This is a genomic window from Klebsiella sp. WP3-W18-ESBL-02, assembly GCF_014168815.1.
Taxonomy (GTDB): Bacteria; Pseudomonadota; Gammaproteobacteria; order Enterobacterales; family Enterobacteriaceae; genus Kluyvera; species Kluyvera ascorbata_B.
The window spans coordinates 295,676-320,697 of sequence record NZ_AP021972.1 but is presented as its reverse complement, the minus strand read 5'-3'; the positions used below and the strand labels follow the sequence as shown (position 1 = coordinate 320,697).

Below are 25,022 nucleotides of genomic sequence, written 5' to 3'. Positions count from 1 at the left end.
ACAGGTACGAACGTATTGCTCAGGCATTGAGAATAACGAGGCTGGCGCCAAAGTCAAAATGGACTCCGGCGCAATAATTATAACCCGGCGTGATGCCGGGTTATATAAGACGAATACCTAATCCGGGTAGACGAATTACCAGTCGGCGTAAGGCACAAGCGGCTGGGGCGGCATATCGAGGTCACCCTGCCAGCCTGCAGCAGAGTAACGGACGTACAGCAACGCATGGCTTGGGGTGTAGTCTTTCGCCTGCTGAATATCCACGCCGGCACCGATAAACCAGTTGGACGTCACGCGACGTTCGATAATCGCCCGCGCGGTATAACCATAGCCCTGGCTGCTGTCGCCGTGGTTGACGTCATCGCTGGCATCTTCCTGCCACTGCGAAGGTATCAGATTCATCAGCGGATAACGCGGTTCAGTACGGGTACGCGAATGCGACCAGGAGACGGAACCGCCCAGCTCCCACGACCAGTTTTCCGTACGCTGACGCCAGTTTATCGGCACGGCGAAGGAAACGTACTCCTGCGGACTGTAGTAACCGCCCTGACCTAACGTATAACCGCTCAGATCCTTCTGGTAGTGCCAAATCATATTGTTCAGCCCAACGGTCACCCGACGGTTATTCTCATTAATGACCTTGTAGTAATAGCCGGTCATCCAGCGCACGCGCCAGTTGTCGGCAACGTTCTTGCCGGTTAACTGGTCGCCGCTTAGCGAGGCCCACACGCCGTTGGCTTCGCCTTTATCGTAGCTCAGACTGACGCCACCGCCGTTAGCGCGTACCCCGCCCCAGGTGGTGCCGGGATGGTCGCCGCTGCTGTTATCTTTTTGCCCGCCGAAGGCCAGCAGCGAGCTGGAGACCGGGCGACGATGCGCGTTCAGCGTATAGCCAAACGGGCCCAGATCGTTGCTGTAACTCAGGCTACCGACGATATCCACCACGTTAAAGCCAATCGGCGTGGTGCCAATGTCGGCGTTCCAGGTGTCATTTTTCCAGCCCACGGCCACGCTGGCCCCGCTGTCGCTCTGATTGGCCGAGCCATTACAGCGGGCCAAATCACAGGTCCCCCACTGTTCTTTGTGGTAGCCATTTTTGTCGGTCGAGAAGCTGCCGGCATCCATATTCACCAGATCGGAACGGAAGAACATGCGGCCATCGGCCAACGGCGCATCGACCTGAAGCATGGTGGTGTGCGCTTTCAGGTCCGAATAGCCGCCGGTGCCCTTGGAGCCCCAGTAATCGTGCTCCAGAGTCACGTTGAGATCCTGCTGACGGTACAGATCGGCGGCGTCGCTACGCACGCCGCGCTTGAGCCAGTCATCTTTCTCATCGTTGCGCGTCAGACGCGTAAAGGTGTCGTTATCCTGCGGGCGCGTTGGCGTAATGCCCGTTGCTACCATCGCATCTTTATACGTTTCCAGCGCCTGCTGCGGGTTACCGTCCTGCGCCTGATAGCGTGCCGCATCGCGCAGCACCATAGCGCTTTCCATCGACGGCGGCTGTGCTTTGGCCTGCGGCACTATCGCCGTCAGCATTTTCTGCGCCGTAGCGGTGTCACCCAGTTGCGCGTTCACCAGCGCGATACGGCGCTGGGTATTGAGCGAACGCTGCCCTTCCGCGGGGACTTCCGCAAGCTGTTGACGCGCCGCCAGACGGTTGCCATCAGCGGCATAGACTTCGGCCAGCCCCAGATGCGCATCTTCATCATGCGGATCTTTTGCCAGCACCGCGTTGTATTCAGCAAGCGCGGTGGCGCGGTCGCCCCGCTGCTGCGCCCAGTCGGCCAACGTCGAATGAATGCGCGCAGATTCCGGCTGTTGTTTCAGCAGCGCAATCGCCTGCGCCTCCTGTCCGCCGTCACGCAGGCGGTTCGCCTGCGCCAGCATCTGGTCGCTGCGCAAGCGCTGATCCAGCTCGCGAATGTTGTCGGTCCACTGCGATGACGGCAGCGCGGCCAGATGCGTTAGCGCTGCCTGGTCCTGACCGTTTCCGGAAAGATACAGTCCGTTGGCGTAGACCTGATCGGCATCGGTCGGTTTTTTACGCGCCAGGTTGAGCATCAGACGGTCGGCTTCGCCGCGCTGCCCTGCGCTCACCAAATCGCGTGAGAGACGATAGGTGATCCACACATCGTCAGGCGACAGCGCCAGACGCTGACGCTGTAGCGCCGCCGCCTGCGCCCACTGCCCGCTGTTTTCCAGCGCTTCCGCCTGCTGCGAAAGGCGATCGTTGGTCAGGCTGCGTTCAATATCATCAATACTACGACGCTGGCTGGCCGAGAGTCCGTTGATAAAGGCGGTGGCTTTCTCCGGTGACTGGGCGCGATAGATATTAGCCAGACCACGTACCGCGCTGCTGTTGCCGCGATCGAGACGCAGCGCCTGCTGGTAGTAGCGCTCCGCGCTGGCGCTGTCCTTACGCGCCATCGCCACATCGCCCAGCCCCAGCACCGCATAGCTGTCGGTCGCATCCAGCTTACGCGCCTGCTGATAGAAGCCCTCTGCCTGCGCCAGGTTGTTGGCCTTCAACGCCGCATCGCCTTTACGAATCAGCGGCCAGTACAGTTGCCAGGTTTGCGGTTTGTTCGCCTCGGCCTCGGCCTCTTTGGCTTTCGCGAGGAAAACCGGGTCCGCCAGCTGTTTTTGCTGCTCCGCCAGCAGCGCCCGTGCGCTGTCCGCCGATTCGCCGCTGGTAAAAATCAACAGATAGCGCTGAAGCGCCTGTACGCTTGACGGGCTGACGGGCTGAGCTTTGATAGCTTTAAACCAGATATCGCCTGCCGGCCCGCGGCCGCCCGCCGATTTCGCCATCTGTTCCAGCACCGCAAACGCCGCGTCGCGCTGGTTATCGCCCAGCAGCGTATTTGCCAGCGTCATTTGCAGGCCAACGTTTCCCGGGTTTTTCTGGTTCAGCGTCTGCAGATGTTTGAGCGCCTCATTGTGGCGCGCGGGCAGCTTCACCACCGCGGTCCAGTACTCAACGGCATAGTCGCCGTCCGGCGGCGGGCCATTGAATGCTTTCTCATATTCGGCCAGCGCTTCCGGCACGTGGCCGGTGGTCGCCAACAAACGCGCCTGCTGTAGCGCCTGGCGCCCGGCATCCGTATTGAGGCCAATTTCTGCGCGCGAAGCGTTATATTCAGCCGAATCTGGCGCCACCTGCCCCAGTTTTTTCAGCTGCTGCTGCGCGCCAGCGGTATCGCCCTGACGCAGCATGTAGCGCAGGCGAGCCGCCAGCACCTTCGGATTATTGGGGTTAATCAGCTCCAGACGATACAGCGACTGCTGGACCAAATCGTCGCGCTTACTGGCTTCCCCCAGGCGCACCTGGTTGAGCAACTGCTCTTCTGCCGACGTATCCGCGAAGGCCGGCTGCACCAGCGACAGACCCAGAGAGAGTGTGAGTAAACTTAGTGTGAATTTGCGCATTCCTGGCCCCAATCAGGTAGGAGTTCGCCGCGGGCGCTGAAGCGAAAACGATGTTGATCCCAGCCCTGACCAAAGAGGGTCAGAACATAACTGTAATAAGCATCCGCGCTGGGAAAATGGTCGGCAACGCGCTGGCGCTGAGCGGCCTGGACGTCACGATCTTGTAAGAACGGCAGAAGGGAAGCCGAAAAGCCCACCGGGCCATCGCCGGTCACTTTGCCCGTGGCGATCGCCACTTTTTCCGGCGGAAGCCCCTGTCTGGCGGTCTGCGCCGCCATGGCGTTAAAGCGTTTAAGCAGACGCGCTTTTTGCGGATCGGCATCGTGCATCATACCCACCCACAGGTAGACGCGAATGGCATCATAGCTGCCGATAATATTCGCGTCTTTCAGCTGCCAGCCCTTCCCTTTTTCGTAGCTCACCCAATCCGGGGAAAAGCCTTTCGGCGCGGTGTCGAGCAGCAGTTTGAGGTTAGTATCGCGCAGCGTCGTCCACGGCGCGCCGAAGCGGCTGAAGTACTGCGCCAGCTGCGGCGGGAGGTAGCTTGGGTTAAAGCGCCAGCGCGTCTCTTCGGCAAAGCCGACGCGGCCGGGCAGCAGCATCAGCCCCAGCCCCGGCACCTTCACCACTTCGTCGTCGGCAATCTTCGCCAGCAGCGCTTTGCCGGTCGCCGTATAGTCGTCGTTTTTCCACAGCCGACCGGCTTCCAGCAGCGTCCAGGCAATCCAGACATCAGAGTCAGAGGCAGAGTTGCTGTCCAGCACCGTCCATTCCTCATTGCTCTTTTTACCCCACAGCCAGGCCGGAAGTCGCTCGCGCAGCGAACCCTGCGCGAGGTTATTCTGCGTCCAGCTCAGCAGGGTGGCGAACATCTGCCGATCGTTCGCCGCCAGCGCAAAGAACAGCGCGTAGCTTTGCCCTTCCGAGGTCGTGATTTTGCGCGCATCGCTGGGATCGATCACGCGCCCTTCCGCGCTAACGTAATCCTTTTTAAACTGCTCCCAGGCAGGCCAACCGCAGGCGGCCTGCGCCTGGCCGCCCAAGGCGCACAGCAGAACGATCCAGCTCAGTATTTTCATTGTGGCTTACTCGTCTTCTGGATCCAGACGACGACGGCTGATGATACGCAGCAGACGCCACAGTACCCATGCCAGCAGCACAATGCTGATCGCCGCAAAGATAGCCAGCAGCACCGGATGGTTGGAGAGCGCGAACCAAACGCGTTCAAACCACGGCAGGTGCCCTACATAGTAAATATCGCCCACGCGCAGGCTGCTGACGCCCGATTCACGTATCACCGACACCGAACCGAACATCGCCGCACGTTTGCCGCTGTCGTTGAGCGCGCTGTTCAGCAGGCTGTAGCCGCTGCTGCTGTCGGCCAGCAGCGCGACGACGCTGCGCTGTTTGTAATACGGTGATTCAAAGCCGACGATGGCCGCCATTGGGCCGTCGGATGTAATCCCCGTCTTCACGCTTGGCTGGCGGTCATCCGCATCCAGGTAGATGCTCGGCAGATCGTTGTGGCGCACCGGCGTTTTCACCCAGCTCTGGGTGGCGTTCACCAGCAGGTCAACGTGCTTGTCATCCTTCAGCTGCTGCGGAATAGAGCCAATCAGCAGCAGGTCGGCGTCTTTATCCTTAATCTGGCTGCCGTCATCCACGATGGTCATGCCGGTCCCGGCGAGGCCGGTCTGGCCGCCAATCACGCCAACGGTATTCAGCAAGGTGCTAACCTGCGCTTCAGACGGCGTCTTCGGCATCACAATCACCGTATCAGACAGGTCAGCCATACGAGTGAACGGGAAGCCCGCGTTAGCAAAAGTACGCAGATCCGGCATCGGCAGGAAGTGATAGTACTGGGAGAAGTCAATGGTGGAGTCGTCGCCGATAACCACATGATTCAGCACCGGCTGGAAGGTCACGCAGTTATCGACCGAGCCGCCAGGCATCGGGTTCATATACTGGAAGTCAAAGCGCAGCTGGTTCATGGCCCCCAGACGCAGCGCCGGAATGCTGACGTCGTTTTTACCGTCCAGCAAACCCTGCAGAATAGGCAGACGCAGCAGCAGTTTGTTGACGTCCTGAGTACTGTCCAGGTTAAACGACTGTAAGAACTGGTTGTTGAGGCTGATATCCATGCGCGAGCTGTCTTTGACCGGCGGCATGGTGTAACGGTACTTCAGATCCATATCGATGCCGGTGCTGCGCAGCAGATACAGATCCGGCGGCAGATTCAGCGACAGGTTGATAGATGCAGGCTCCAGACCGCTGGACTGAAGCTGCTGTTCGTAGGTTTTCAGCTCGCCAAAGGTCACCGGACGGTCGGTGCGCACCCAGTTCGGCGCATCGTAAGGCACGCGCGGCTGCAGCGGCTTCACATCGTCCACCGTCACGCTATTGCCACGGAACAAAATGTTGCCTGACGCAATCCCCTGCGCCGCTTTCAGCAGGTCTTTATCATCACGCCCGAAGACCACCAGCAGCTTCAGGTACGGATTGTTCGGGTGGTCGATCATTTCGATCGTCGGCGCCTTCACCGCCGGATGATCGCGCAGGAAATCCGGGCGACGATCGTTCGTGGCAAAGACGATCGCGCTGCGCTCCGGCAGCGTGTTGTACAGCACCGGGAAGCTCTGACCGCGCCAGCCGGCTTTCGCGCCGAACCAGGAGGCAATAACCCCCGCAGCCTGCTGTTGCTGCAGGTCAGGCGATGCGGCGAAGACCATCGGCAGATCCAGCGTACGATTATCGCGGGCGTCAAAGAACGGCACCGGGAAATGCGACAGATCGTTGCGAACCTTCAGCGACTGATAGGTTAAGTCCAGCGAGCTGCTGCGCCCGACGTCCAGCCAGACGGTCGTGTTTGCCGGGTTTTCACACACGTCGCGATAGTGGCCAATAAACTCGAGGCGCACGCGGTTAAAATCGGTGATGTAAAGCGGATCGACGGCAATCTGCGCCGTGACCTTTTTGCCCAGCTGTTCTTTGGTAACCGGCAGCACATCCATCAGCTCATCGTTCAGATAAACCTTCAGCTGCGAGGTGACCGGCAGCAGCGACGGCGACGGCGTGTAAATCAGATTGAGCAGCGCCTTCGACACCACTTCGTCGCTGCGCATGCCAAACTCGATTCCGCCATCCGGGTTAGCACCGCGCAGCACCATACTTCCCGGCGGCGGCGCGATCTGAGCGAAAGACAGCTTAACGTCACGGGTCGGCGCATCTTGCACGACGACGGGTGCCGTATCGGCTGCTGGAGCCGCCGCATCCTGCTGAACGGACGGCGCAACCGACACATCAGTCGTCGGTGCTGAATACGTCGTGAGCGGCAGTAAACTGCCCATGCCCATCGCCACTGCACAAATCCAGGAAAGGTTTCTTTTCATCGCATAATCATCATTATTGTTGAGCCAAAGCCGATAGCGGGTGCTCGAGAGCCGCCTCACGTTCCGGACGACGCGGTACAAACGAGGCCACCCACGCCACCAGCAAGGTGAGCGACCGGAAAATTTCCTTCGCCACCGGCGGCGCAAACTCGGCCAGATGACGGTAACCACGGAAGCCTAACTTCAGAATATCGAACAAACTTTCCAGCGGTTTGTCTTCCGGGAAGCTGTCCTGCCACAGCGCCCACGTATCCGCGCACGCAAAGGTACACTGTACAAAATCAATATGCTGACGCGTGCTCATCGGCAGCAGCTTAAGCCCGACTTCGCTGCCCAGTACGCGCACGACCTGCGTTGGGAAGACGTATTCCTGCTGGCCGCGTTTAAGCAGCAGATTCACCTTCTGCTCTTCCAGCACCTGCGCGTCGCCGTTAATGCGAATGCCTACGCCACCGTCAGAGAAGTCGTGCACCGTACAGGAGAACAGGTGACCATCTTCGCGAGCAATCGCGCCCGGCATTTTGATCTCCACGCGATGTGAGCGGCGAACCTGTTTACTTTCCACCGACACGGCCACCGCGCCGCCAAGAATAATCAGGTTATAGAACACCCATATCAGGCTGATCCACACGGTGAGAACCTCGTTCTCCGGGCCATACATATAGCGCCAGATACCAAACGCCACGCCGACCAGGTTTAGCAACACGAGGAAGATATACGGCCGCGAGATAACCCAGTCGACGTACTCTTCCTCCACCAGCCCACCCTTGGCGGTAACGTTGAATTTACCTTTATGCGGGTTGAACAGCGCCACCATGGTGGGGGGCGCGATATACCACGCCAGCACCGTTTCATAGATTTCACTCCAGAACGAGTGGCGGTATTTGCCCTGAATTTTCGAGTTGGTCAGACTGGCGTGAATCATGTGCGGCAGCACGAACAGGGCGATCATCAGCGCAGGCGCATAGATGATGTAGGCGTGCAGCAGCAGGAAGGCCAGCGGTGCGGTCAGGAAGATCAGCCGCGGCACCCCCGATAAGAAGTGGAACATCGCATTAAGGTAGCAAAGCCGCTGCGGCAGCTTCAGTCCTTTGCCCAACAGCGGGTTATCGAGGCGGAAAATCTGCACCATTCCGCGCGCCCAGCGGATTCGCTGGCCGATATGCGCCGACAGGCTCTCCGTCGCCAGCCCCGCCGCCTGCGGTAGACGCATATAGGCGGAGGTGTAGCCAAGGCGGTGCAGGCGCAGCGAGGTGTGCGCATCTTCGGTGACCGTCTCGACGGCGATACCGCCGATTTCATCCAGCGGTTTACGACGAATAACCGCACAGGAGCCGCAGAAGAAGGTGGCGTCCCACATGTCGTTACCGTCCTGAACCAGGCCATAGAACAACGTGCCTTCGTTCGGCGTTTTACGGAAGCGCCCCAGGTTACGCTCGAACGGATCCGGCGAGAAGAAGTGGTGCGGCGTCTGCATCATCGCCAGCTTTTTGTCCTTCAGGAACCAGCCCATGGTCATTTGCAGGAACGAGCGCGTCGGCACGTGGTCACAGTCGAAGATAGAGACAAACTCACCTTTCGCCAGCTTCAGCGCATTGTTGATGTTCCCGGCTTTTGCATGTTCATGCGTGGCACGCGCAACGTATTCAACGCCAACATCTTTGGCGAACTGACGAAACTCCTCACGCGCGCCATCGTCGAGGATCCAGATTTTCACTTTATCTTTCGGCCAGTCGATGCCCAACGACGCGTAAACGGTATTTTTCACCACGTTCAGATCTTCGTTATAGGTCGGGACAAAAATATCGACGGTCGGCCATGCGTTCATGTCTTTCGGCAGTGGCACCGGGTGGCGGTTCAGCGGCCAGACAACCTGGAAATAGCCCAGCACCAGCACAATCCAGGCATAGGTTTCCGCAAACAGCAGAATCAGGCCGCACACCAGGCTCACAGGATCGTTCCAGTTCAGCGTAGACGTATAGCGCCACCAGATGTAGCGGCAGGAAACCGTCAGCGATAGCACAATCAGCATCAGCGCGGAGAAACGACCGGGAATGCGGCGAACCAGCAGCGCCACGCCCCACAGCAGCATCAGGAAAATAAACTGAGACAGTGGGTTAAACGGTTGGGTAATGCATACCAGCGCCAGCAGCAGCGACAGCCCGACCACGACGCCGAGAATAAACTGGCGCAGCTTCGGATTGAGGTGCGCCAGCTCCTTTTTATGGTCCAGATGGTCGGTTTGCGCATTGATGCGGCTAGGAAGCGCATCCGCCCACTGGTTGTAACGCTCGCGCAGGCGTCCTACGCTCGCGAATGGCCGCCAGCTGATGGGTTTACGCGTCTGCGGCGGTTTACTGGCAATAAGCCAGAATGCCTGTAGCATAAAGCGCAGCGGATCTAACGGCCGCGGGCGCGCGAAATGAATATGCGGGAACAGTTCGTCCTGTCGCGCGCTCAATGCCTGCCAGCACGGGTTCTCCAGCGGCAGGAAAATCCACGCCAGGCCCGTCCACCAACAGGCCAGCGTTGCGGCAAGCCAGGACGCACCGGCGCGCCGATAGCCGACGTAACGCTCGCGCAGACGCGCATAGACCGGCGGAGCAAAAATCACGCGGCCAAGGCGAATCATGATTCGCTCTCTTGCGCAGGGCGATGGCCGGCATAGTGCATCAAACACCAGTTCGCGAGGGTAATCATCTCTTCGGCAGCAAGCGAGTCGTGACGATACTCACCCAGCGGCTGCTTGCTCGCCAGGCTCTCAGCCATCGCTTCGTCGCGATGAACCACGATAGGTAACAGATGACGCTGCGTTTGTAGCCACACCTGGTAGAGGTCTTCCTGTAGCAGGCTGTTAACGCGCAGGTCATTGATAAGAATGTGCGTATTCTGCGGAAACACCTGCTGATGCAGACGAATATGACAGTTGGCATCAGGCTTGACGACGGTCAGCGTATAGTGACAGGCTTCAACCAGCGCAGGCATCCACGGATAGAATCCGTACGGCAGGTCAATCAGGATCCACTGATAGCGCCCTTCACGCTCCAGCGTTTGCGCAAGCGTCGTCACGATAGCCAGCGTTTCGCCCAGCGCCGCAATATGCTGCTGCTCTCCCGCGCGCAGTTTGCCAAACGGCAGTATGTCGATTTGCGCGGTATAGCGCAGCGCAGCATCCCGCCAGTCCTGGCCGTCCAGCGTCGCACGCGCCCAGCCGCTTTCACGAGCGATATCGTCGTTGAATGACAGGCGCAGCATATTATCAGGGCAAGCGTCAATGACCAGCACCGACTCCCCGAGCAGTTGCAATGACCACGCCAGGGCCGCCGTGATTGACGTTGTGCCTACACCACCTCGCACGCCCTGTAATCCCAGAATAGCCATGAGGCTTCCTTATTTTTGTTCGGCTTTTTGTTCTGCAAACTCTGATAGCAGCGGCCAACGCTTAAACGCCGCAGCTAATTTTTCACGCTGGGAAATATCAGTGTAATCTATATTAGGTAGAGAGAAAGCCCGGCTAAGCGCGAGAAAATCGTTCTGGAAAGTGTATCCGAGCTCCGAATCAACGGATGTCGTCGTTTCGTTATCTGGCATTGTTTACTCCCTCTGAAATCAAAGTACGAACGCACCACATCTGTTGAATGGCAACCTTTCCATGAAATTCGTTTATACTGATCATACTTCAGATGGCAGATGAGCCCGTCCGTTTTTACTCATTCCAGCCACATAGTTATGCAATTTTCAGGGGATTTACTCACTTATCGCCTGACGATAACTCGAATTATTTAGAGTATACATGCTAAATCTGATGCTATTTAATTTCAATATTAGGTTTATTCTAGCGATGACACTAGTAAACTTATACTCAGGATTTTCGTCGATAAGAGGGACACGATGAACCCCATATTTTCTATTGGTATCCAGTCACTGTGGGATGAAGTGAGTCATATGCCTGCGGGTGGCGTGTGGTGGGTGAATACTGACCGCCATGAAGATGCCGTGAGTCTGCTGAACCAGACGCTCAGCGCACAGGCCGACTCGGCCAAAGTCGCCGTGGTGAGTATGGGAGAAAATCCTAACGAGCTCATAGCGTTAAAGGAAAATGCTGGCCCGAAAAAAATTTCGCTTTTCGCCATGCATAATAGCCAGAATGGTCTAGACTTTATGCGCCGCGATTTGCTCTGTACGCTCGAACCAAAAGATTATTTCGTTATACTTTTGTGCTCTCACAATGCCTGGGAGAATATATCAGGTGAAAAACTCATCGATTGGATAAACAAATCTCAACGATGGGCTAAATACTACCATTGCACTCTTTTAGTTCTAAACCCCGGCAACAATGCGGACGCTCTGACTTCGCTTTTGTTAGGGAAGGTGCGAATAAGCGGGGAAATTCTTCTCGGCTGACTCAGCCATTTCATTTCTTCATGTTTGAGCCGATTTTTTCTCCCGTAAATGCCTTGAATCAGCCTATTTAGACCGTTTCTTCGCCATTTAAGGCGTTATTCCCAGTTTTTAGTGAGATCTCTCCCACTGACGTATCATTTGGTCCGCCCGAAACAGGTTGGCCAGCGTGAATAACATCGCCAGTTGGTTATCGTTTTTCAGCAACCCCTTGTATCTGGCTTTCACGAAGCCGAACTGTCGCTTGATGATGCGAAATGGGTGCTCCACCTTGGCCCGGATGCTGGCTTTCATGTATTCGATGTTGATGGCCGTTTTGTTCTTGCGTGGATGCTGTTTCAAGGTTCTTACCTTGCCGGGGCGCTCGGCGATCAGCCAGTCCACATCCACCTCGGCCAGCTCCTCGCGCTGTGGCGCCCCTTGGTAGCCGGCATCGGCTGAGACAAATTGCTCCTCTCCATGAAGCAGATTACCCAGCTGATTGAGGTCATGCTCGTTGGCCGCGGTGGTGACCAGGCTGTGGGTCAGGCCACTCTTGGCATCGACACCAATGTGGGCCTTCATGCCAAAGTGCCACTGATTGCCTTTCTTGGTCTGATGCATCTCCGGATCGCGTTGCTGCTCTTTGTTCTTGGTCGAGCTGGGTGCCTCAATGATGGTGGCATCGACCAAGGTGCCTTGAGTCATCATGACGCCTGCTTCGGCCAGCCAGCGATTGATGGTCTTGAACAATTGGCGGGCCAGTTGATGCTGCTCCAGCAGGTGGCGGAAATTCATGATGGTGGTGCGGTCAGGCAAGGCGCTATCCAGGGATAACCGGGCAAACAGACGCATGGAGGCGATTTCGTACAGAGCATCTTCCATCGCGCCATCGCTCAGGTTGTACCAATGCTGCATGCAGTGAATGCGTAGCATGGTTTCCAGCGGATAAGGTCGCCGGCCATTACCAGCCTTGGGGTAAAACGGCTCGATGACTTCCACCATGTTTTGCCATGGCAGAATCTGCTCCATGCGGGACAAGAAAATCTCTTTTCTGGTCTGACGGCGCTTACTGCTGAATTCACTGTCGGCGAAGGTGAGTTGATGACTCATGATGAACCCTGTTCCATGGCTCCAGATGACAAACATGATCTCATATCAGGGACTTGTTCGCACCTTCCTTAGGGGGATACGGATCTCTTTCCGGACTTGCGAATTTACGTTACCAGGGTGATAGTCAACTTCTGGATATATCTTATTGGGCGAATGAAAAAGGCGTTAGCGCTCGTCAACAGCTTTTAATTAAACAGAATGACAACGGCTGGCATTTAGCGCAAGACGAGGTCGCAAACGTTCAACCGCGCAGCGATGAAAAACAAGTATTGAGTAACATCGATATTCTTGAAGGGGCGCCAGCGCTTTCTGAACACTGGACGTTATTCGATACCAACGACGCGGTATTTAATGCTGCGCGCACGGCGCAGGCCGCCACGGTCATATTCTCACTCCGCCAGAATAGCCAGGTGGAACAGCTTGCCCATTATATTCACACCCTCCGTCGCCAACGCGGCAGCGCATTAAAAATCATCACCCGTGAAACCACGCCAAGCCTGCGCGCTACCGACGAACGTCTGCTGCTCAGCTGCGGCGCTAACCTGGTCATTTCTGCCAGCGCGCCGCTGTCGCGGAGCCTGACGTTAATTGAAAGCGTGCAAACACAGCAGTTCAATCGTCACGTTCCCGAAGACCTCACCACCTTATTGGCCAATACGGAGCCGCTGAAGCTTAAGGGCTATCAGAAGTGGGATGTATTCTGCGATTCGGTACAGAAGGTGATTAATAACACGCTGCTGCCCGCGGACAGCAAAGGTGTGATGGTCGCGCTGCGTCCTGCGCCAGGGCTGCGCGTCGAACAGGTGCTGACCCTGTGCCGGCCTCACCGCATGGGCGATATCGTGACCATTGCCGACCGGCGGCTGGTGATGTTTTTACCCTTCTGTCGGGTCAACGATCTTGATACGGCGCTGAACCATATTTTCCCGCTGCCTACCGGCGATATCTTCTCGAACCGTATGATTTGGTTTGAAGATAAGCAGATTGCCTCCGAGTTACTGATGATGCGTGAGGTCACGCCGGAACGGTGGACCCAGCCGCTTGATTTAGCGCCGAAACCCAAAAATGTGATTAACGCGACCTACGAAGGTAATAGCTGGCGACGCTACCCAGAACCTCATCGTTTGTCCGCCGATACCGAAGAGAAATCGTCATGATGTCGATAAGCGATATTGTTCAACTGGTTGTGCTATGCGCGCTGTTCTTTTTCCCGCTGGGGTACCTGGTGCGCCATCATCAACATCGTATTGAAAACACCTTCCGTTTGCTGTTTCTTAAACCCCGTTATGTTAAGCCGGTAGGCGTATTACGCCGCGATCTGGCCGTCAGGGCAAAATCAAAAAATGACTAAATCGACGAAAAACGCCGCCGCTACACCGTCCTCATCCTGGCACTACTGGCGGGGTCTGTCCGGCTGGAACTTCTATTTCCTGGTCAAGTTTGGCCTGCTGTGGGCGGGATACCTCAATTTTCACGCCATGCAGAACCTGGTTTTTATGGCCTTCCTGCTGTTCCCACTGCCCAATAGCCGGCTGCACCGCTGGCGGCAGTGGATTGCCATCCCGATCGGTATTGCGCTGTTTTGGCACGATACCTGGCTGCCGGGGCCGGAAAGCATTATGAGCCAGGGCTCGCAGATTGCGGGCTTCAGCGCTGACTATATCTGGGACCTGATCACCCGCTTTATTAACTGGCAGATGGTTGGCGCATTCTTTGTGCTGCTGGTGGCGTGGCTATTCCTCAATCAATGGATCCGCATAACGGTCTTCGTGGTTGCCGCCATGGTATGGATTAACCTGAGCACCCTGGTAGGCCCGTCCTTTAGCCTGTGGCCGACCGGGGAAAGCAGCAGCAGCGCCTCCGCCTCCGCGGCTCCCGTCGGTTCCGCCCCGGCCGCTGCGGCCAGCAGCGCGGCAACCAGCGCCGATATCCCAGCACAAACGGCAGCGCCGACGTCTGACAATCTCAACGCCTGGCTCAATAGTTTTTATGCGTCGGAAAGCAAACGCGCGACGGCCTTCCCGGCACAACTGCCCGAAGATGCCCAGCCGTTTGACCTACTGGTGATCAACATCTGCTCACTGGCAAACTCTGACCTCGAAGCCGCGGCCCTGATGCAGCACCCGCTGTGGTCGCACTTTGATATTCGCTTTAGCAACTTTAACTCCGCAACGTCCTACAGCGGTCCGGCGGCGATTCGCCAGCTGCGGCCAGCCGTCGCACACCAGCCTGTATCAGCCTGCGGGCAATCAGTGCTACCTGTTCGATAATCTGTCGAAGCTGGGCTTCACGCAGCATCTGATGCTGGATCACAACGGCGTATTCGGCGATTTCCTCAAGGAAGTGCGTGAAAATGGCGGTATGCAGAGCCCGCTGATGGATCAGAGCAAACTGCCAGTCAACCTACTGTCCTTCGACGGCTCGCCGGTGTACGACGACCTGGCGGTTCTCAACCGTTGGATGCAGTCGCCGGATATCAAACCAGGCGGACGCTCTGCGACCTTCTATAATATTCTGCCGCTGCACGACGGTAACCACTACCCGGGGCAGAGCAAAACGGCCGACTATAAGGCTCGCGGGCAGAAGCTGTTTGACGAGTTGGATGCCTTCTTTACCGAACTGGAGAAATCGGGTCGTAAAGTGATGGTGGTGGTCGTGCCAGAACACGGCGCTGCGCTACAGGGCGATAAAATGCAGGTTTCCGGTCTGCGCGATATTCCGAGCCCGTCGATTACTCACGTCCCGGCCGCCATCAAGTTCTTTGGCATGAAGGCCCCACATCAGGGAACCGCTATCGACATCAGCCAACCAAGCAGCTATCTCGCCATTTCCGAGCTGGTAGCCCGTGCGGTAGACGGCAAAATCTTCACCGAAGACAGCGTCGATTGGTCGGCATTCACTAGCAATCTGCCGCAAACCGCCGCCGTTTCGGAGAACTCCAACGCGGTCGTAGTGCAATACCAGGGTAAACCGTACGTTCGCCTGAACGGCGGTGCCTGGGTGCCGTACCCGCAATAACCACATGGCCCGGTCAAGTGATGTACCCCCGGCCGATGCACCTCACGAAAAAGGCCGCAGAGTTTCCCCTGCGGCCCGGTTCGGGCGCATGTTGCCATTACAGCAGCCACAACGCCCCGTCAGGTTAGAACTTGAAGAAGTGACGAATCAGCGCCACTACCAGTGGACCGACGATGGAAGTCACCACCGCAAGTGCTAACGCCTCATTGAGCGTCATATAACCGCCTGCGTTGCAATGGCAACAGTTCGCGGCTATTCTCTTGTTGTTCAGGCAAGTGATAGCCCCCGTTATGTTGCCGGTTTAGACCAGTCAACGTGCGGGGGTTTTCTCTTTCCAGCAACGTATGCCGCCGGGGATCAAGCCCCCGCAACATTGCGCCTCACCGGGAAGACCCGGCTTATATCCGATACTACTGCAAACTGTCCCGTCGCTCGCCGCCACCCGCTTACTTTCAGAATTGCGCCCGAAAACGAAAAAGGCCGCAGAGTTTTACCCCTGCGGCCCGGTTCGGGCGCATGTTGCCATTACAGCAGCCATAACGCCCCGTCAGGTTAGAACTTGAAGAAGTGACGAATCAGCGCCACTACCAGTGGGCCGACGATGGAAGTCACCACCGCAAGTGCTAACGCCTCATTGAGCGTCATATAACCGCCTGCGTTGCAATGGCAACGGTTCGCGGCTATCCTGTCTTTGTGAAGAGATGTGGATGCCCTCGTAAGTTGCCAGGTTAAAACCAAACAACGTGCGGGGGCTTTCTCTTTCCAGCAACATATGCCGCCGGGGATCAAGCCCCCGCAACATTGCGCCTCACCGGGAAGGCCCGGCTTACGTCCGATACTACTGCAAACCGTCCCGTCGCTCGCCGCCACCCGCTCACTTTCAGAATTGCGCCCGAGAACGAAAAAGGCCGCAGAGTTTTACCCCTGCGGCCGGTTCGGGCGCATGTTGCCATTACAGCAGCCATAACGCCCCGTCAGGTTAGAACTTGAAGAAATAACGAACCAGCGCGACCACCATTGGGCCGACGATGGACGTCACTACCGCAAGTAATAACGCCTCATTGAGCGTCATATAACCGCCTGCATTGCAATGGCAACGGTTCGCGGCTATCCTCTTGTTGTCTAGCAAGTGAATGGCCCTCGTTATGCTGCCGGTTTATACCCGTCAACGTGCGGGGGCTTTCTCTTTCCAGCAACGTATGCCGCCGGGGATCAAGCCCCCGCAACATTGCGCCTCACCGGGAAGACCCGGCTTATGTCCGATACTACTGCAAACCGTCCCGTCGCTCGTCGCCACCCGCTCACTTTCAGAATTGCGCCCGAAAACGAAAAAGGCCGCAGAGTTTTACCCCTGCGGCCCTGATACTGCGTCTATAGCAAGTTAGAGGCTTTTTTCCGGATTTTCATCCTGATCGACGGCGAAACACGCCACCAGCTGACCGCCATAATCTTTCAACTGCGGCTGGAGCTGTGTACATGGCCCAAAGCGGCGGCGGCAGCGGGCGTTAAACGCGCAGCCCGGCGGCGGGTTAAGCGGGCTTGGCAGCTCGCCGGTGAGTTTAATGCGCTCACGACGTTCGTCCGGATTCAGACGCGGCGTTGCCGACAACAGCGCCTGGGTGTACGGGTGCTGTGGATTATTGAAGATCTGATCCTTACTCCCCTTCTCCACGCAGCGGCCCAGGTACATCACCATGACTTCATCAGCAATATGCTCTACCACCGACAGGTCGTGGGAGATAAAAACATAGGACAGCCCCAGATCCTGCTGCAAATCCATCATCAGGTTCAGCACCTGCGCGCGCACGGAAACGTCGAGTGCGGACACCGGTTCATCGGCAATCACCACATCCGGATCCAGCATCAGACCGCGGGCGATAGCAATACGCTGGCGCTGACCGCCGGAGAACATATGCGGATAGCGATCGTAGTGCTCGGTTTTCAGACCCACCTTCGCCATCATCGCCAGCGCTTTTTCACGACGCTGCTCTTTGCTGAGCGGGGTGTTAATCAACAGCGGCTCTTCCAGAATCTGTCCCACTTTTTTACGCGGGTTCAGGGAACCGTACGGATTCTGGAACACAATCTGGATCTTCTGCCGGCGCAGCTTTTGCGCATGCGGGTCGTGCTTGAGCAAGTCCTGCCCCTGGTAATACAGCTCACCGCCGGTCGGCACTTCAATCATCGTTAACAGGCGACCCAGAGTGGATTTACCACAGCCGGATTCCCCCACCACCGCCAGCGTTTTACCGCGTTCGAGGGTAAAGGAGACGCCGTCCAGCGCCTTCACCAGCCGTTCCGGGGCAAACATGCCCTTCTTCACCGGGTAGTGTTTTTTCAAGTCAATGGCTTGCAGCAGCGGCTGCTGCGAGGTGGCCTCGTGCGTACTCATAGTGTGGGCCTCCCGGCATCATCGAGTGGATAGTGACATTTCGACTGGCGAGCACCGTCAACGGTGTTCAGCTCAGGCTCTACGCTGCGGCATTTTTCCGTGGCATACGGGCAGCGCGGGTTGAGCAGACAGCCATTCGGGCGGTCGTACTTACCCGGCACCACGCCCGGCAGGGAAGCCAGACGCGCTTTGTCCTGAGCAAACTCCGGCAGCGCGCGCAGCAAGGCCTGAGTATACGGATGGCGCGGCGCGCGGAAGATATCGCTGGCGGCGCCCGTCTCCACCACCTGACCGGCATACATGACGATAATTTTGTGCGCCGCTTCGGCCACCAGCGCCAGATCGTGAGTAATCAGGATCAGCGCCATATTCTCTTTTTGCTGCAATTCAAGCAGCAGCTCGATGATCTGCGCCTGGATGGTGACGTCCAGCGCGGTCGTCGGTTCATCGGCAATCAGCAGCTTCGGACGGCAGGCGATCGCCATCGCGATCATCACGCGCTGGCTCATCCCACCGGAAAGCTGGTGCGGATAAACATCCAGACGCGAGGCTGGATCCGGAATACCGACCTGGTTGAGCAGATCAATCGCCCGCTGGCGACGCGTTTTCTTATTGCCGCCCTGATGAACTTTAATCGCTTCCATAATCTGGAAACCGACGGTGTAGCACGGGTTCAGGCTGGTCATCGGATCCTGGAAGATCATCGCCACTTCGGCACCGACCAGGTTACGACGCTCCTTCTCAGAGATTCGTTTCAGATCCTGGCCGTTGAACTGCAGGCTTTCCGCCATTACGCGGCCCGGGTAATCAATCAACCCCATAATCGCCAGCGAGCTGACCGATTTACCGGAGCCGGACTCACCGACGATACCGACCACTTCCCCCTGGCTCACGCTATAGCTCACGCGATCCACGGCCTTAAACGGTGTGCCTTCATCGCCGAAGTGCACCGATAATTTATCTACATTTAATAACGCCATCTCGAACCTCTTACTGCTTCAGTTTGGGATCGAGCGCGTCACGCAGACCGTCACCCATCAGGTTAAATGCCAGCACCGTCAGCAGGATTGCCAGCCCCGGGAAGGTCACGACCCACCAGGCGCTTTGCGCAAACTGCAGAACGTCAGAGAGCATGGTGCCCCATTCCGGCGTGGGCGGCTGTGCGCCCATCCCCAGGAAGCCGAGGGCAGCCATATCGAGAATGGCGTTAGAGAAACCGAGCGAGGCCTGAACAATCAGCGGCGCAAGGCAGTTCGGGAAAATATTGACGAACATCTGGCGCATTGCGCCAGCGCCCGCGACGCGTGAGGCCGTAACGTAGTCGCGGTTCACTTCCACCAGCACGGCAGCACGGGTTAAGCGAACGTAGTGCGGCAGGGCCACAAACGTCAACGCCAGCGCGGCGTTACCAATTGATGGGCCGAAGATGGCCACCAGCACCAGCGCCAGCAGCAGGCTTGGCAGCGCCAGCATGATGTCGACGACGCGCATAATGATGTTATCGACCAGCCCGCCGAAATAACCGGCAACCAGCCCAAGAACGACCCCCATGATCAGCGACAGGACAACCACCAGGCACCCGACCAGCAGCGACAGGCGCGCGCCGTACATCAGCCGCGACAGTACGTCACGCCCCACATCATCGGTACCAAATAAGTGTGCCCACGAGCCGCCCTCCTGCCATGCAGGTGGCGCTAGCAGCGTATCGCGGAACTGATCCGCCGGGTTATACGGCGCAATCCAGTTGGCGAAAATGGCAATAAACAGCACGATGACCACGTACACCAGGCCAACGACCGCGCCCTTATTGCGTTTAAAGTAGTGCCAGAATTCCTGTAACGGGGTCATCGGCACCGGTGCTTTATTCTCAGTAACTTGTGACATGACGGCCCCTTACTTCTTATGACGAATGCGCGGGTTCACCACGCCGTACAGCAGGTCTACCAGCAGGTTGACGAGAATAATCATCGTCGCCACCAGCAGCACGCCGCCCTGCACTACCGGATAGTCACGGCGCTGCAAGGCATCAATCAGCCAGCGACCCAGACCCGGCCAGGAGAAGATGGTTTCCGTCAAAATTGCGCCTGCCAGCAGCGTGCCGACCTGCAGACCGATAACGGTGACAACCGGCAGCATGGCATTGCGCAGCGCGTGGACGATAATCACACGCATGCGGGTCAGCCCTTTGGCGCGCGCGGTACGGATGTAGTCTTCGCCCAGCACTTCCAGCATCGAGGAGCGCGTCATACGCACGATCACCGCCAGCGGAATGGTCCCCAGCACGATGGCGGGCAGAATCATATGCGCCAGCGCGTCGATAAAGTTGCCCTCTTCCCCCCAGATGGCGGTATCAATCAGCATAAAGCCGGTCAAAGGGTTTGAGTCGTCGAGAAACACCATGTCACTCACGCGCCCGGATACCGGCGTCAGGTTCCAGTGAACCGACACCAGCATAATCAGCATCATGCCCCACCAGAAAATCGGCATGGAATAGCCGGTCAGCGCAAGGCCAACGGCGGTGTGATCGAAGATAGAGCCGCGTTTAACCGCAGCCAGTACGCCCACCGGAATCCCCACGGCGACGGCGAAAATCATGGCGCAAATACCGAGTTCCAGCGTCGCTTTAAAGCGCGGCACGAACTCATCCCACACCGGGAGTCGGCTCTTTAATGAAATGCCTAAGTCACCGTGCAGTACGCCCCAGATATAGTGGAGGTACTGTTGCCACATCGGCTTATCCAGGCCGAGTTCGGCCAGAAGCTGGGCATGGCGCTCAGGGGAAATACCACGCTCGCCGGCCATAATCATCACCGGATCGCCGGGGATCATATGCACGAAGGCAAACGTAAGGAGGGTGATACCGATAAACGTTGGGATCACCAGACCCAACCGTTTGAGGATGAACTGCAACATAACCCTGATTCTCTCTAATGACGTCCCGCCTGGTCACAGGCCGTCTGTATTGCTCACAAATCTGCCGCCCTCGCCAAACGCGAGAGGCGCAGATACGGCGCGGCTTCCCACCCCAAGGGGGGCAGGAAGCATGCGCTGCCTGTTAAGGCGTCGTCTTTATTATTCGATAGATACGTTGTCGAAGTGGTGCTTACCTAACGGGTCAACCACATAGCCTTTGACTTCTTTACGCACCGGCTCGTATACGGTGGAGTGTGCAATGATCAGCGCCGGAGCCTGATCGTGCATCACCACCTGCGCCTGCTTGTACAGTTCAACGCGTTTCTCGTGGTTGTCGGTCGCACGTGCCGGCTGAATCAGGTCTTCAAACGGCTTGTAGCACCAGCGAGAGTAGTTAGAGCCGTCTTTCGCCGCCGCGCAGCTGAACAGCGTCGCGAAGAAGTTATCCGGATCCCCGTTGTCGCCGGTCCAGCCCATCATCACGGCCTGGTGTTCGCCCGCTTTCGCGCGCTTGAGGTATTCGCCCCACTCGTAGGTGACGATTTTGGCCTGCACGCCGATCTTCGCCCAGTCAGCCTGAATCATCTCCGCCATACGGCGCGCGTTCGGGTTGTACGGACGCTGTACCGGCATCGCCCACAGCTCAACGGTGAAGCCTTTATCCTGACCCGCTTCTTTCAGCAGCGCCTTGGCTTTTTCCGGATCGTAGCTGTAGTCTTTGACGTCGTCGTTATAGCCCCACATGGTTGGCGGGATCAGGTTTTTCGCGGCTACGCCAGCGCCCTGATAAACGGCCTTGATGATCGCTTCTTTGTTGACCGCGTAGGTCAGCGCCTGGCGCACTTTCACGTCATCAAACGGTTTTTTCTCGGTGTTGAAGGAGAGGTAACCCACGTTCAGGCCAGCCTGTTCCATCAGGTTGATGCTCTTGTCTTCTTTCATGCGCGCGATGTCGGCCGGGTTCGGGTACGGCATCACCTGGCACTCGTTCTTCTGCAGCTTGGCATAACGCACGGACGCGTCAGGCGTGATGGAGAAGACCAGACGGTCGATCTGCGGCTTGGTGCCCCAGTAGCCCGGGAACGCTTTGTACAGAATACGCGAGTCTTTCTGGTATTGCTGCAGCTGGAATGGACCGGTACCGATTGGGTTCAGGTCAACTTTCTCCGGCGTGCCGGCTTTCAGCATGTTGTCAGCATATTCTTTGGACAGAATAGACGCGAAGTCCATCGCCAGGTCAGCCAGGAACGGCGCTTCCGGGCGAGTCAGCACGAACTGGACGGTGTTATCGTCGACTTTTTTCACTTCGCTAATCAGGTCTTGCAGGCCCATACCTTCGAAGTATTCATAGCTGCCGCCAGAGACTTTGTGGTACGGGTTTTGTGCGTTTTTCTGACGGTCGAAGGAGAAGACGATATCGTCGGCGTTCATATCACGCGTCGGTTTAAAGTCTTTATTGTCCTGCCACTTCACGCCCTGACGCAGGTGGAAGGTATAGGTTTTGCCGTCCGGGCTGATGTCCCATTTCTCAGCCAGACCCGGGACGATTTCCGTGGTACCGGTTTTGAATTCAACCAGACGGTTATAAATAGGTACGGAGCTGGCATCATAGGTGGTACCAGACGTAAAGAGCTGTGGGTTAAAGCCTTCCGGCGAGCCTTCTGAACAATAAACCAGGGTTTTGGCCTGTACGCTGGCAGCAACGGTCATCGCGACCAGGCTGAGGCCCAGCTTCAGCATCCCTGACTTCTTCAAGGAAATACTCATTATTCTGCTCCAATGTGATATGTGTTGTTTTTACCCTTTGCATTGGGTTACACCGCCTGGCCTTATTTATTTTTTACCCGGCTTGGTCGATGCGTAGTAGAGGCGGGATTCCTTTCACTGGAACATCTGAGTTGCAGCGCGGATTCTCCATGAAATGCCCCTCATGCCCTACAATCTGTCAACAGAATGTGAAAACGTCAATACAGTTAACCGGGATTTGTATTGAAGGTGAGAATGGATGGGCAAAGATTAAAAAAACCCCGAAGCGCTATTTTCAGCAGAGAAATTTATGCTACGGGCAATAAGGCAGAGTTATCCACTTAATAATTCGCAACATTCAGTGATTAACAATTAGCCATAATGAGAAAAATTTCTTTCGATATGCTGATTATCTGAGCGATTAATGCCGCGAACGTTAAAACGCACAGGTGAAAATGCTGAGGTTACCCATAAGCAGCGTGAAAAAAGATCCCGCTATGCATATAAAAATACAATGGAATATGTCACAGAATTGTGAACAAACAGGTTAAGAGTTTGCGGCGAAGAGCGGGCCGAATGGGAGGTTGTTGCCGGATGGCGGCATGAATGCCTTATCCGGCCTACAGACTACAGATGCAAAAAAGCCGCTCATTGAGCGGCTTTTTCTAATTTGGTCGGTGATAGAGGATTCGAACCTCCGACCCCTTCGTCCCGAACGAAGTGCGCTACCAGGCTGCGCCAATCACCGAATGCGGCGCATCTTACTGCTGCGCCCCGCCCTCGTCAATCCCTTATTTTACAAAAGCCCTTCGTTCGGCCAGAAAGCCATCACTGCGCCGATTTTTTCGCCTCGGGGACATGACACCAGTTATTACGCTCGTTGATACCGCCATCCGGGGAAGTGTACCCCAGACAGCCCATGATAGTGTCATAAAGCTCAACGTGGCGCTTCGGCTGTTTCATTGCCGCCTGCTGTTGCAGGTAAGCGAATGACTTCGCATGGTCCGGGTTTTCCAGATACTTATCAGACATCCAGACCAGCATCGGGACACGGAACTGCTCCGGCGGAGCCATCTTACGCGGCGTGCCGTGCAGACGCTCGTGGTTGTTAATCGACTCGCCGTGGTCTGCGGCATAGAAGACGATCGCCTTCTTATCGCGCAGCTGATCGAAAATGTTCACCAGGAAATGGTCAACGTAGGTGATCGAGTTATCGTACGAGTTAATCAGCTCCGCTTTGCTGCACTTATCGTCCACGTTCACGCACTCCGGCGTCCACTTCGCAAAGCTGCGCGGGTAGCGCTGGGTGTAGTTAAAGTGCGACCCCTTCGTGTGGATAATAATCAGATGTTTACCATCAACGCCGGTGCGCGCCAGCACGTTTTTCATTTCGTCCGCCAGCAGCATGTCATCCACTGCCTTACCACGGTTACGCGGTTCGGCACCGATTTGCTCACGGTAGGCGATGTTATTCGCCATGGTGTTGCTGTAGAACCACAGCTCGCTCTGCATGGCCAGGAGATCGCCGGTAAAGCCTAGCTGATGGAGTACTGCAAACACGTTCTGCTCTTTCAGCGTCCGCTGCGGGTTATCGCTGGCCCCGCCCTGACGGACGAACATACAGCGCAACGAGAGCTTGGTAGCGGTGTCGCAGGAGTAGCCGCGGAACGCCACCAGATTTTTTTCCTTTGCCAGCCCCGGCGTGGTATCTCGCCCATAGCCAAACAGGCTCATATGATCCCAACGGGTCGTTTCGCCGATGACAAACACCAGATAGGTGTCATCAATATCTTTCGGCGCAACATAGGTAAACTTTTTCGCCGGATCGATAAGCTCGTTAGTATCAAGGGACTCATCGACCTGCGTCCAGCCGTACAGGCTCAGCGCAGAAACCCAGTTGCTCGGCAGATAAGAGTTAGCCAGTACGCCGCCATAGCTCGGCATATCCACCTGTGACAGCCGCTCAGTATCTTTCAGATGCGACTCCATCAAGCGAATAGGGCCCCATACCAGCAGTGCCGTCACCAGCACAATACCGACGCCGCGTAAACGCTGCCCCCGCGTCATAAGCTGATAGAGCAGCGTGTCACGCGCCTGGTTAAACCAAATAAACACCAGCGGTACGATGCTGGTCAGCACCAGCCAGGAAATAAAATGCCAGCCCACCACCTCTTTGGAAAGATCGATATCGGTGGTCATAACCGAAGCAATAATGCCATAGCCAATCACGACATTAAGGTTGGTCATGTAGTAGCTGGCACCGGAGGAGATTAGCACAACGGCCGTTGCCAGCACTTTCCACATCCGGCGTCCACCGAGCGACAGCAGGCGCAGTAAAAAGAACGTCACCAGCAGCGTGCCGACCAGCTCAATGACGATAGAAATCCCTTTCTCGACATTAAAGTCCGCAAGGTAGCCGCCAAAACGGCGAACCAACACGGAATAGTTCATAAACCAGCCGATGTACACTGCCAGCAGAAGGCTCAGCTTCTGCTGGGACATCGCTTTGATATATCTCATTCGAAAAACCCTGGAAAAAGGGGAAAAAAACCAGTTACAAATCACAGAATTAGTAAGCCAGTTAATAATATGCGTCATACCCACCGGGCCGCATTTGCAAGCGCGCTAAGTAGACAACA

At 56.6% G+C, this 25,022-nt stretch carries 15 protein-coding genes, 1 tRNA gene and 2 pseudogenes; 4 read left to right on the top strand and 14 right to left on the bottom strand.

From position 1 onward, the window contains the following. Positions 1-135: 135 nt before the first annotated feature. The 6 genes from bcsC to bcsR are packed head-to-tail and all read right to left on the bottom strand — an operon-like array spanning position 136 to position 10,412. Entirely contained in the window at positions 136-3,432 is a 3,297-nt protein-coding gene (gene bcsC / locus H7R56_RS01560) for a cellulose synthase complex outer membrane protein BcsC (RefSeq protein ID WP_106925032.1), read from the bottom strand. After that, positions 3,414-4,511 carry a cellulose synthase complex periplasmic endoglucanase BcsZ gene (gene bcsZ / locus H7R56_RS01555; RefSeq protein WP_106925031.1) on the bottom strand — a complete coding sequence of 366 codons (1,098 nt, stop codon included), beginning with the start codon at positions 4,509-4,511 and terminating at the stop codon, positions 3,414-3,416. The genes bcsC and bcsZ overlap by 19 nt, the downstream gene beginning before the upstream one ends. 6 nt (positions 4,512-4,517) lie before the next feature. Continuing rightward, positions 4,518-6,821, bottom strand: coding sequence for a cellulose biosynthesis cyclic di-GMP-binding regulatory protein BcsB (gene bcsB / locus H7R56_RS01550; RefSeq protein ID WP_106925030.1), 2,304 nt, complete (start codon positions 6,819-6,821; stop codon positions 4,518-4,520). Positions 6,822-6,834: 13 nt separating this feature from the next. Then, the gene (gene bcsA, locus H7R56_RS01545; RefSeq protein ID WP_182928496.1) at positions 6,835-9,453 is read right to left on the bottom strand and encodes a UDP-forming cellulose synthase catalytic subunit; all 2,619 of its coding nucleotides are present in this window, start codon (positions 9,451-9,453) and stop codon (positions 6,835-6,837) included. Beyond that, positions 9,450-10,202, bottom strand: coding sequence for a cellulose biosynthesis protein BcsQ (gene bcsQ / locus H7R56_RS01540; RefSeq protein WP_106925028.1), 753 nt, complete (start codon positions 10,200-10,202; stop codon positions 9,450-9,452). The genes bcsA and bcsQ overlap by 4 nt, the downstream gene beginning before the upstream one ends. Before the next feature lie 9 nt (positions 10,203-10,211). Then, positions 10,212-10,412, bottom strand: a complete 201-nt coding sequence (bcsR, locus tag H7R56_RS01535; RefSeq protein WP_106925027.1) for a cellulose biosynthesis protein BcsR — start codon at positions 10,410-10,412, stop codon at positions 10,212-10,214. A 300-nt stretch (positions 10,413-10,712) separates the two neighbouring features. Between bcsR and H7R56_RS01530 the strand changes: the two genes are divergently transcribed. Further along, positions 10,713-11,225 (top strand): BcsE family c-di-GMP-binding protein, encoded by a 513-nt coding sequence (locus H7R56_RS01530; RefSeq protein ID WP_182928495.1) that lies wholly within the window; start codon positions 10,713-10,715, stop codon positions 11,223-11,225. Between the two features lie 108 nt (positions 11,226-11,333). Here H7R56_RS01530 and H7R56_RS01525 read toward each other — a convergent pair whose 3' ends face one another. Then, on the bottom strand, positions 11,334-12,314 hold the full coding sequence (locus H7R56_RS01525; RefSeq protein WP_000019402.1) for an IS5-like element IS5 family transposase: 981 nt from the start codon (positions 12,312-12,314) through the stop codon (positions 11,334-11,336). A gap of 62 nt (positions 12,315-12,376) precedes the next feature. Between H7R56_RS01525 and bcsE the strand changes: the two are divergent. From bcsE to bcsG, 3 genes and pseudogenes are all read left to right on the top strand, one after another. After that, a pseudogene (bcsE, locus tag H7R56_RS01520) lies at positions 12,377-13,471 on the top strand (cellulose biosynthesis protein BcsE); the annotation flags it as partial. Then, on the top strand, positions 13,468-13,665 hold the full coding sequence (bcsF, locus tag H7R56_RS01515; RefSeq protein ID WP_106925025.1) for a cellulose biosynthesis protein BcsF: 198 nt from the start codon (positions 13,468-13,470) through the stop codon (positions 13,663-13,665). The pseudogene bcsE and the gene bcsF, both read left to right, overlap by 4 nt. After that, positions 13,658-15,332 (top strand): annotated as a pseudogene (gene bcsG, locus H7R56_RS01510) (cellulose biosynthesis protein BcsG). Before bcsF ends, bcsG begins: the two are co-directional and overlap by 8 nt. 1,381 nt (positions 15,333-16,713) lie before the next feature. Here bcsG and dppF read toward each other — a convergent pair. The 7 genes from dppF to eptB all read right to left on the bottom strand — a co-directional run bounded on the left by dppF (position 16,714) and on the right by eptB (position 24,903). After that, positions 16,714-17,724 (bottom strand): dipeptide ABC transporter ATP-binding subunit DppF, encoded by a 1,011-nt coding sequence (dppF, locus tag H7R56_RS01500; RefSeq protein WP_106925023.1) that lies wholly within the window; start codon positions 17,722-17,724, stop codon positions 16,714-16,716. Then, entirely contained in the window at positions 17,721-18,704 is a 984-nt protein-coding gene (gene dppD, locus H7R56_RS01495) for a dipeptide ABC transporter ATP-binding protein (protein ID WP_106925022.1), read from the bottom strand. The genes dppF and dppD overlap by 4 nt, the downstream gene beginning before the upstream one ends. A 10-nt stretch (positions 18,705-18,714) precedes the next feature. Then, positions 18,715-19,608, bottom strand: coding sequence for a dipeptide ABC transporter permease DppC (gene dppC / locus H7R56_RS01490; protein ID WP_106925021.1), 894 nt, complete (start codon positions 19,606-19,608; stop codon positions 18,715-18,717). A 9-nt stretch (positions 19,609-19,617) separates the two neighbouring features. Then, positions 19,618-20,637, bottom strand: coding sequence for a dipeptide ABC transporter permease DppB (gene dppB / locus H7R56_RS01485; RefSeq protein WP_064541180.1), 1,020 nt, complete (start codon positions 20,635-20,637; stop codon positions 19,618-19,620). 159 nt (positions 20,638-20,796) lie between these two features. Beyond that, entirely contained in the window at positions 20,797-22,404 is a 1,608-nt protein-coding gene (gene dppA, locus H7R56_RS01480) for a dipeptide ABC transporter periplasmic-binding protein DppA (protein ID WP_106925020.1), read from the bottom strand. A gap of 650 nt (positions 22,405-23,054) precedes the next feature. Further along, positions 23,055-23,131 (bottom strand) — tRNA-Pro (locus tag H7R56_RS01475). Between the two features lie 80 nt (positions 23,132-23,211). After that, the gene (gene eptB, locus H7R56_RS01470; protein WP_106925019.1) at positions 23,212-24,903 is read right to left on the bottom strand and encodes a kdo(2)-lipid A phosphoethanolamine 7''-transferase; all 1,692 of its coding nucleotides are present in this window, start codon (positions 24,901-24,903) and stop codon (positions 23,212-23,214) included. Positions 24,904-25,022 lie beyond the last annotated feature (119 nt).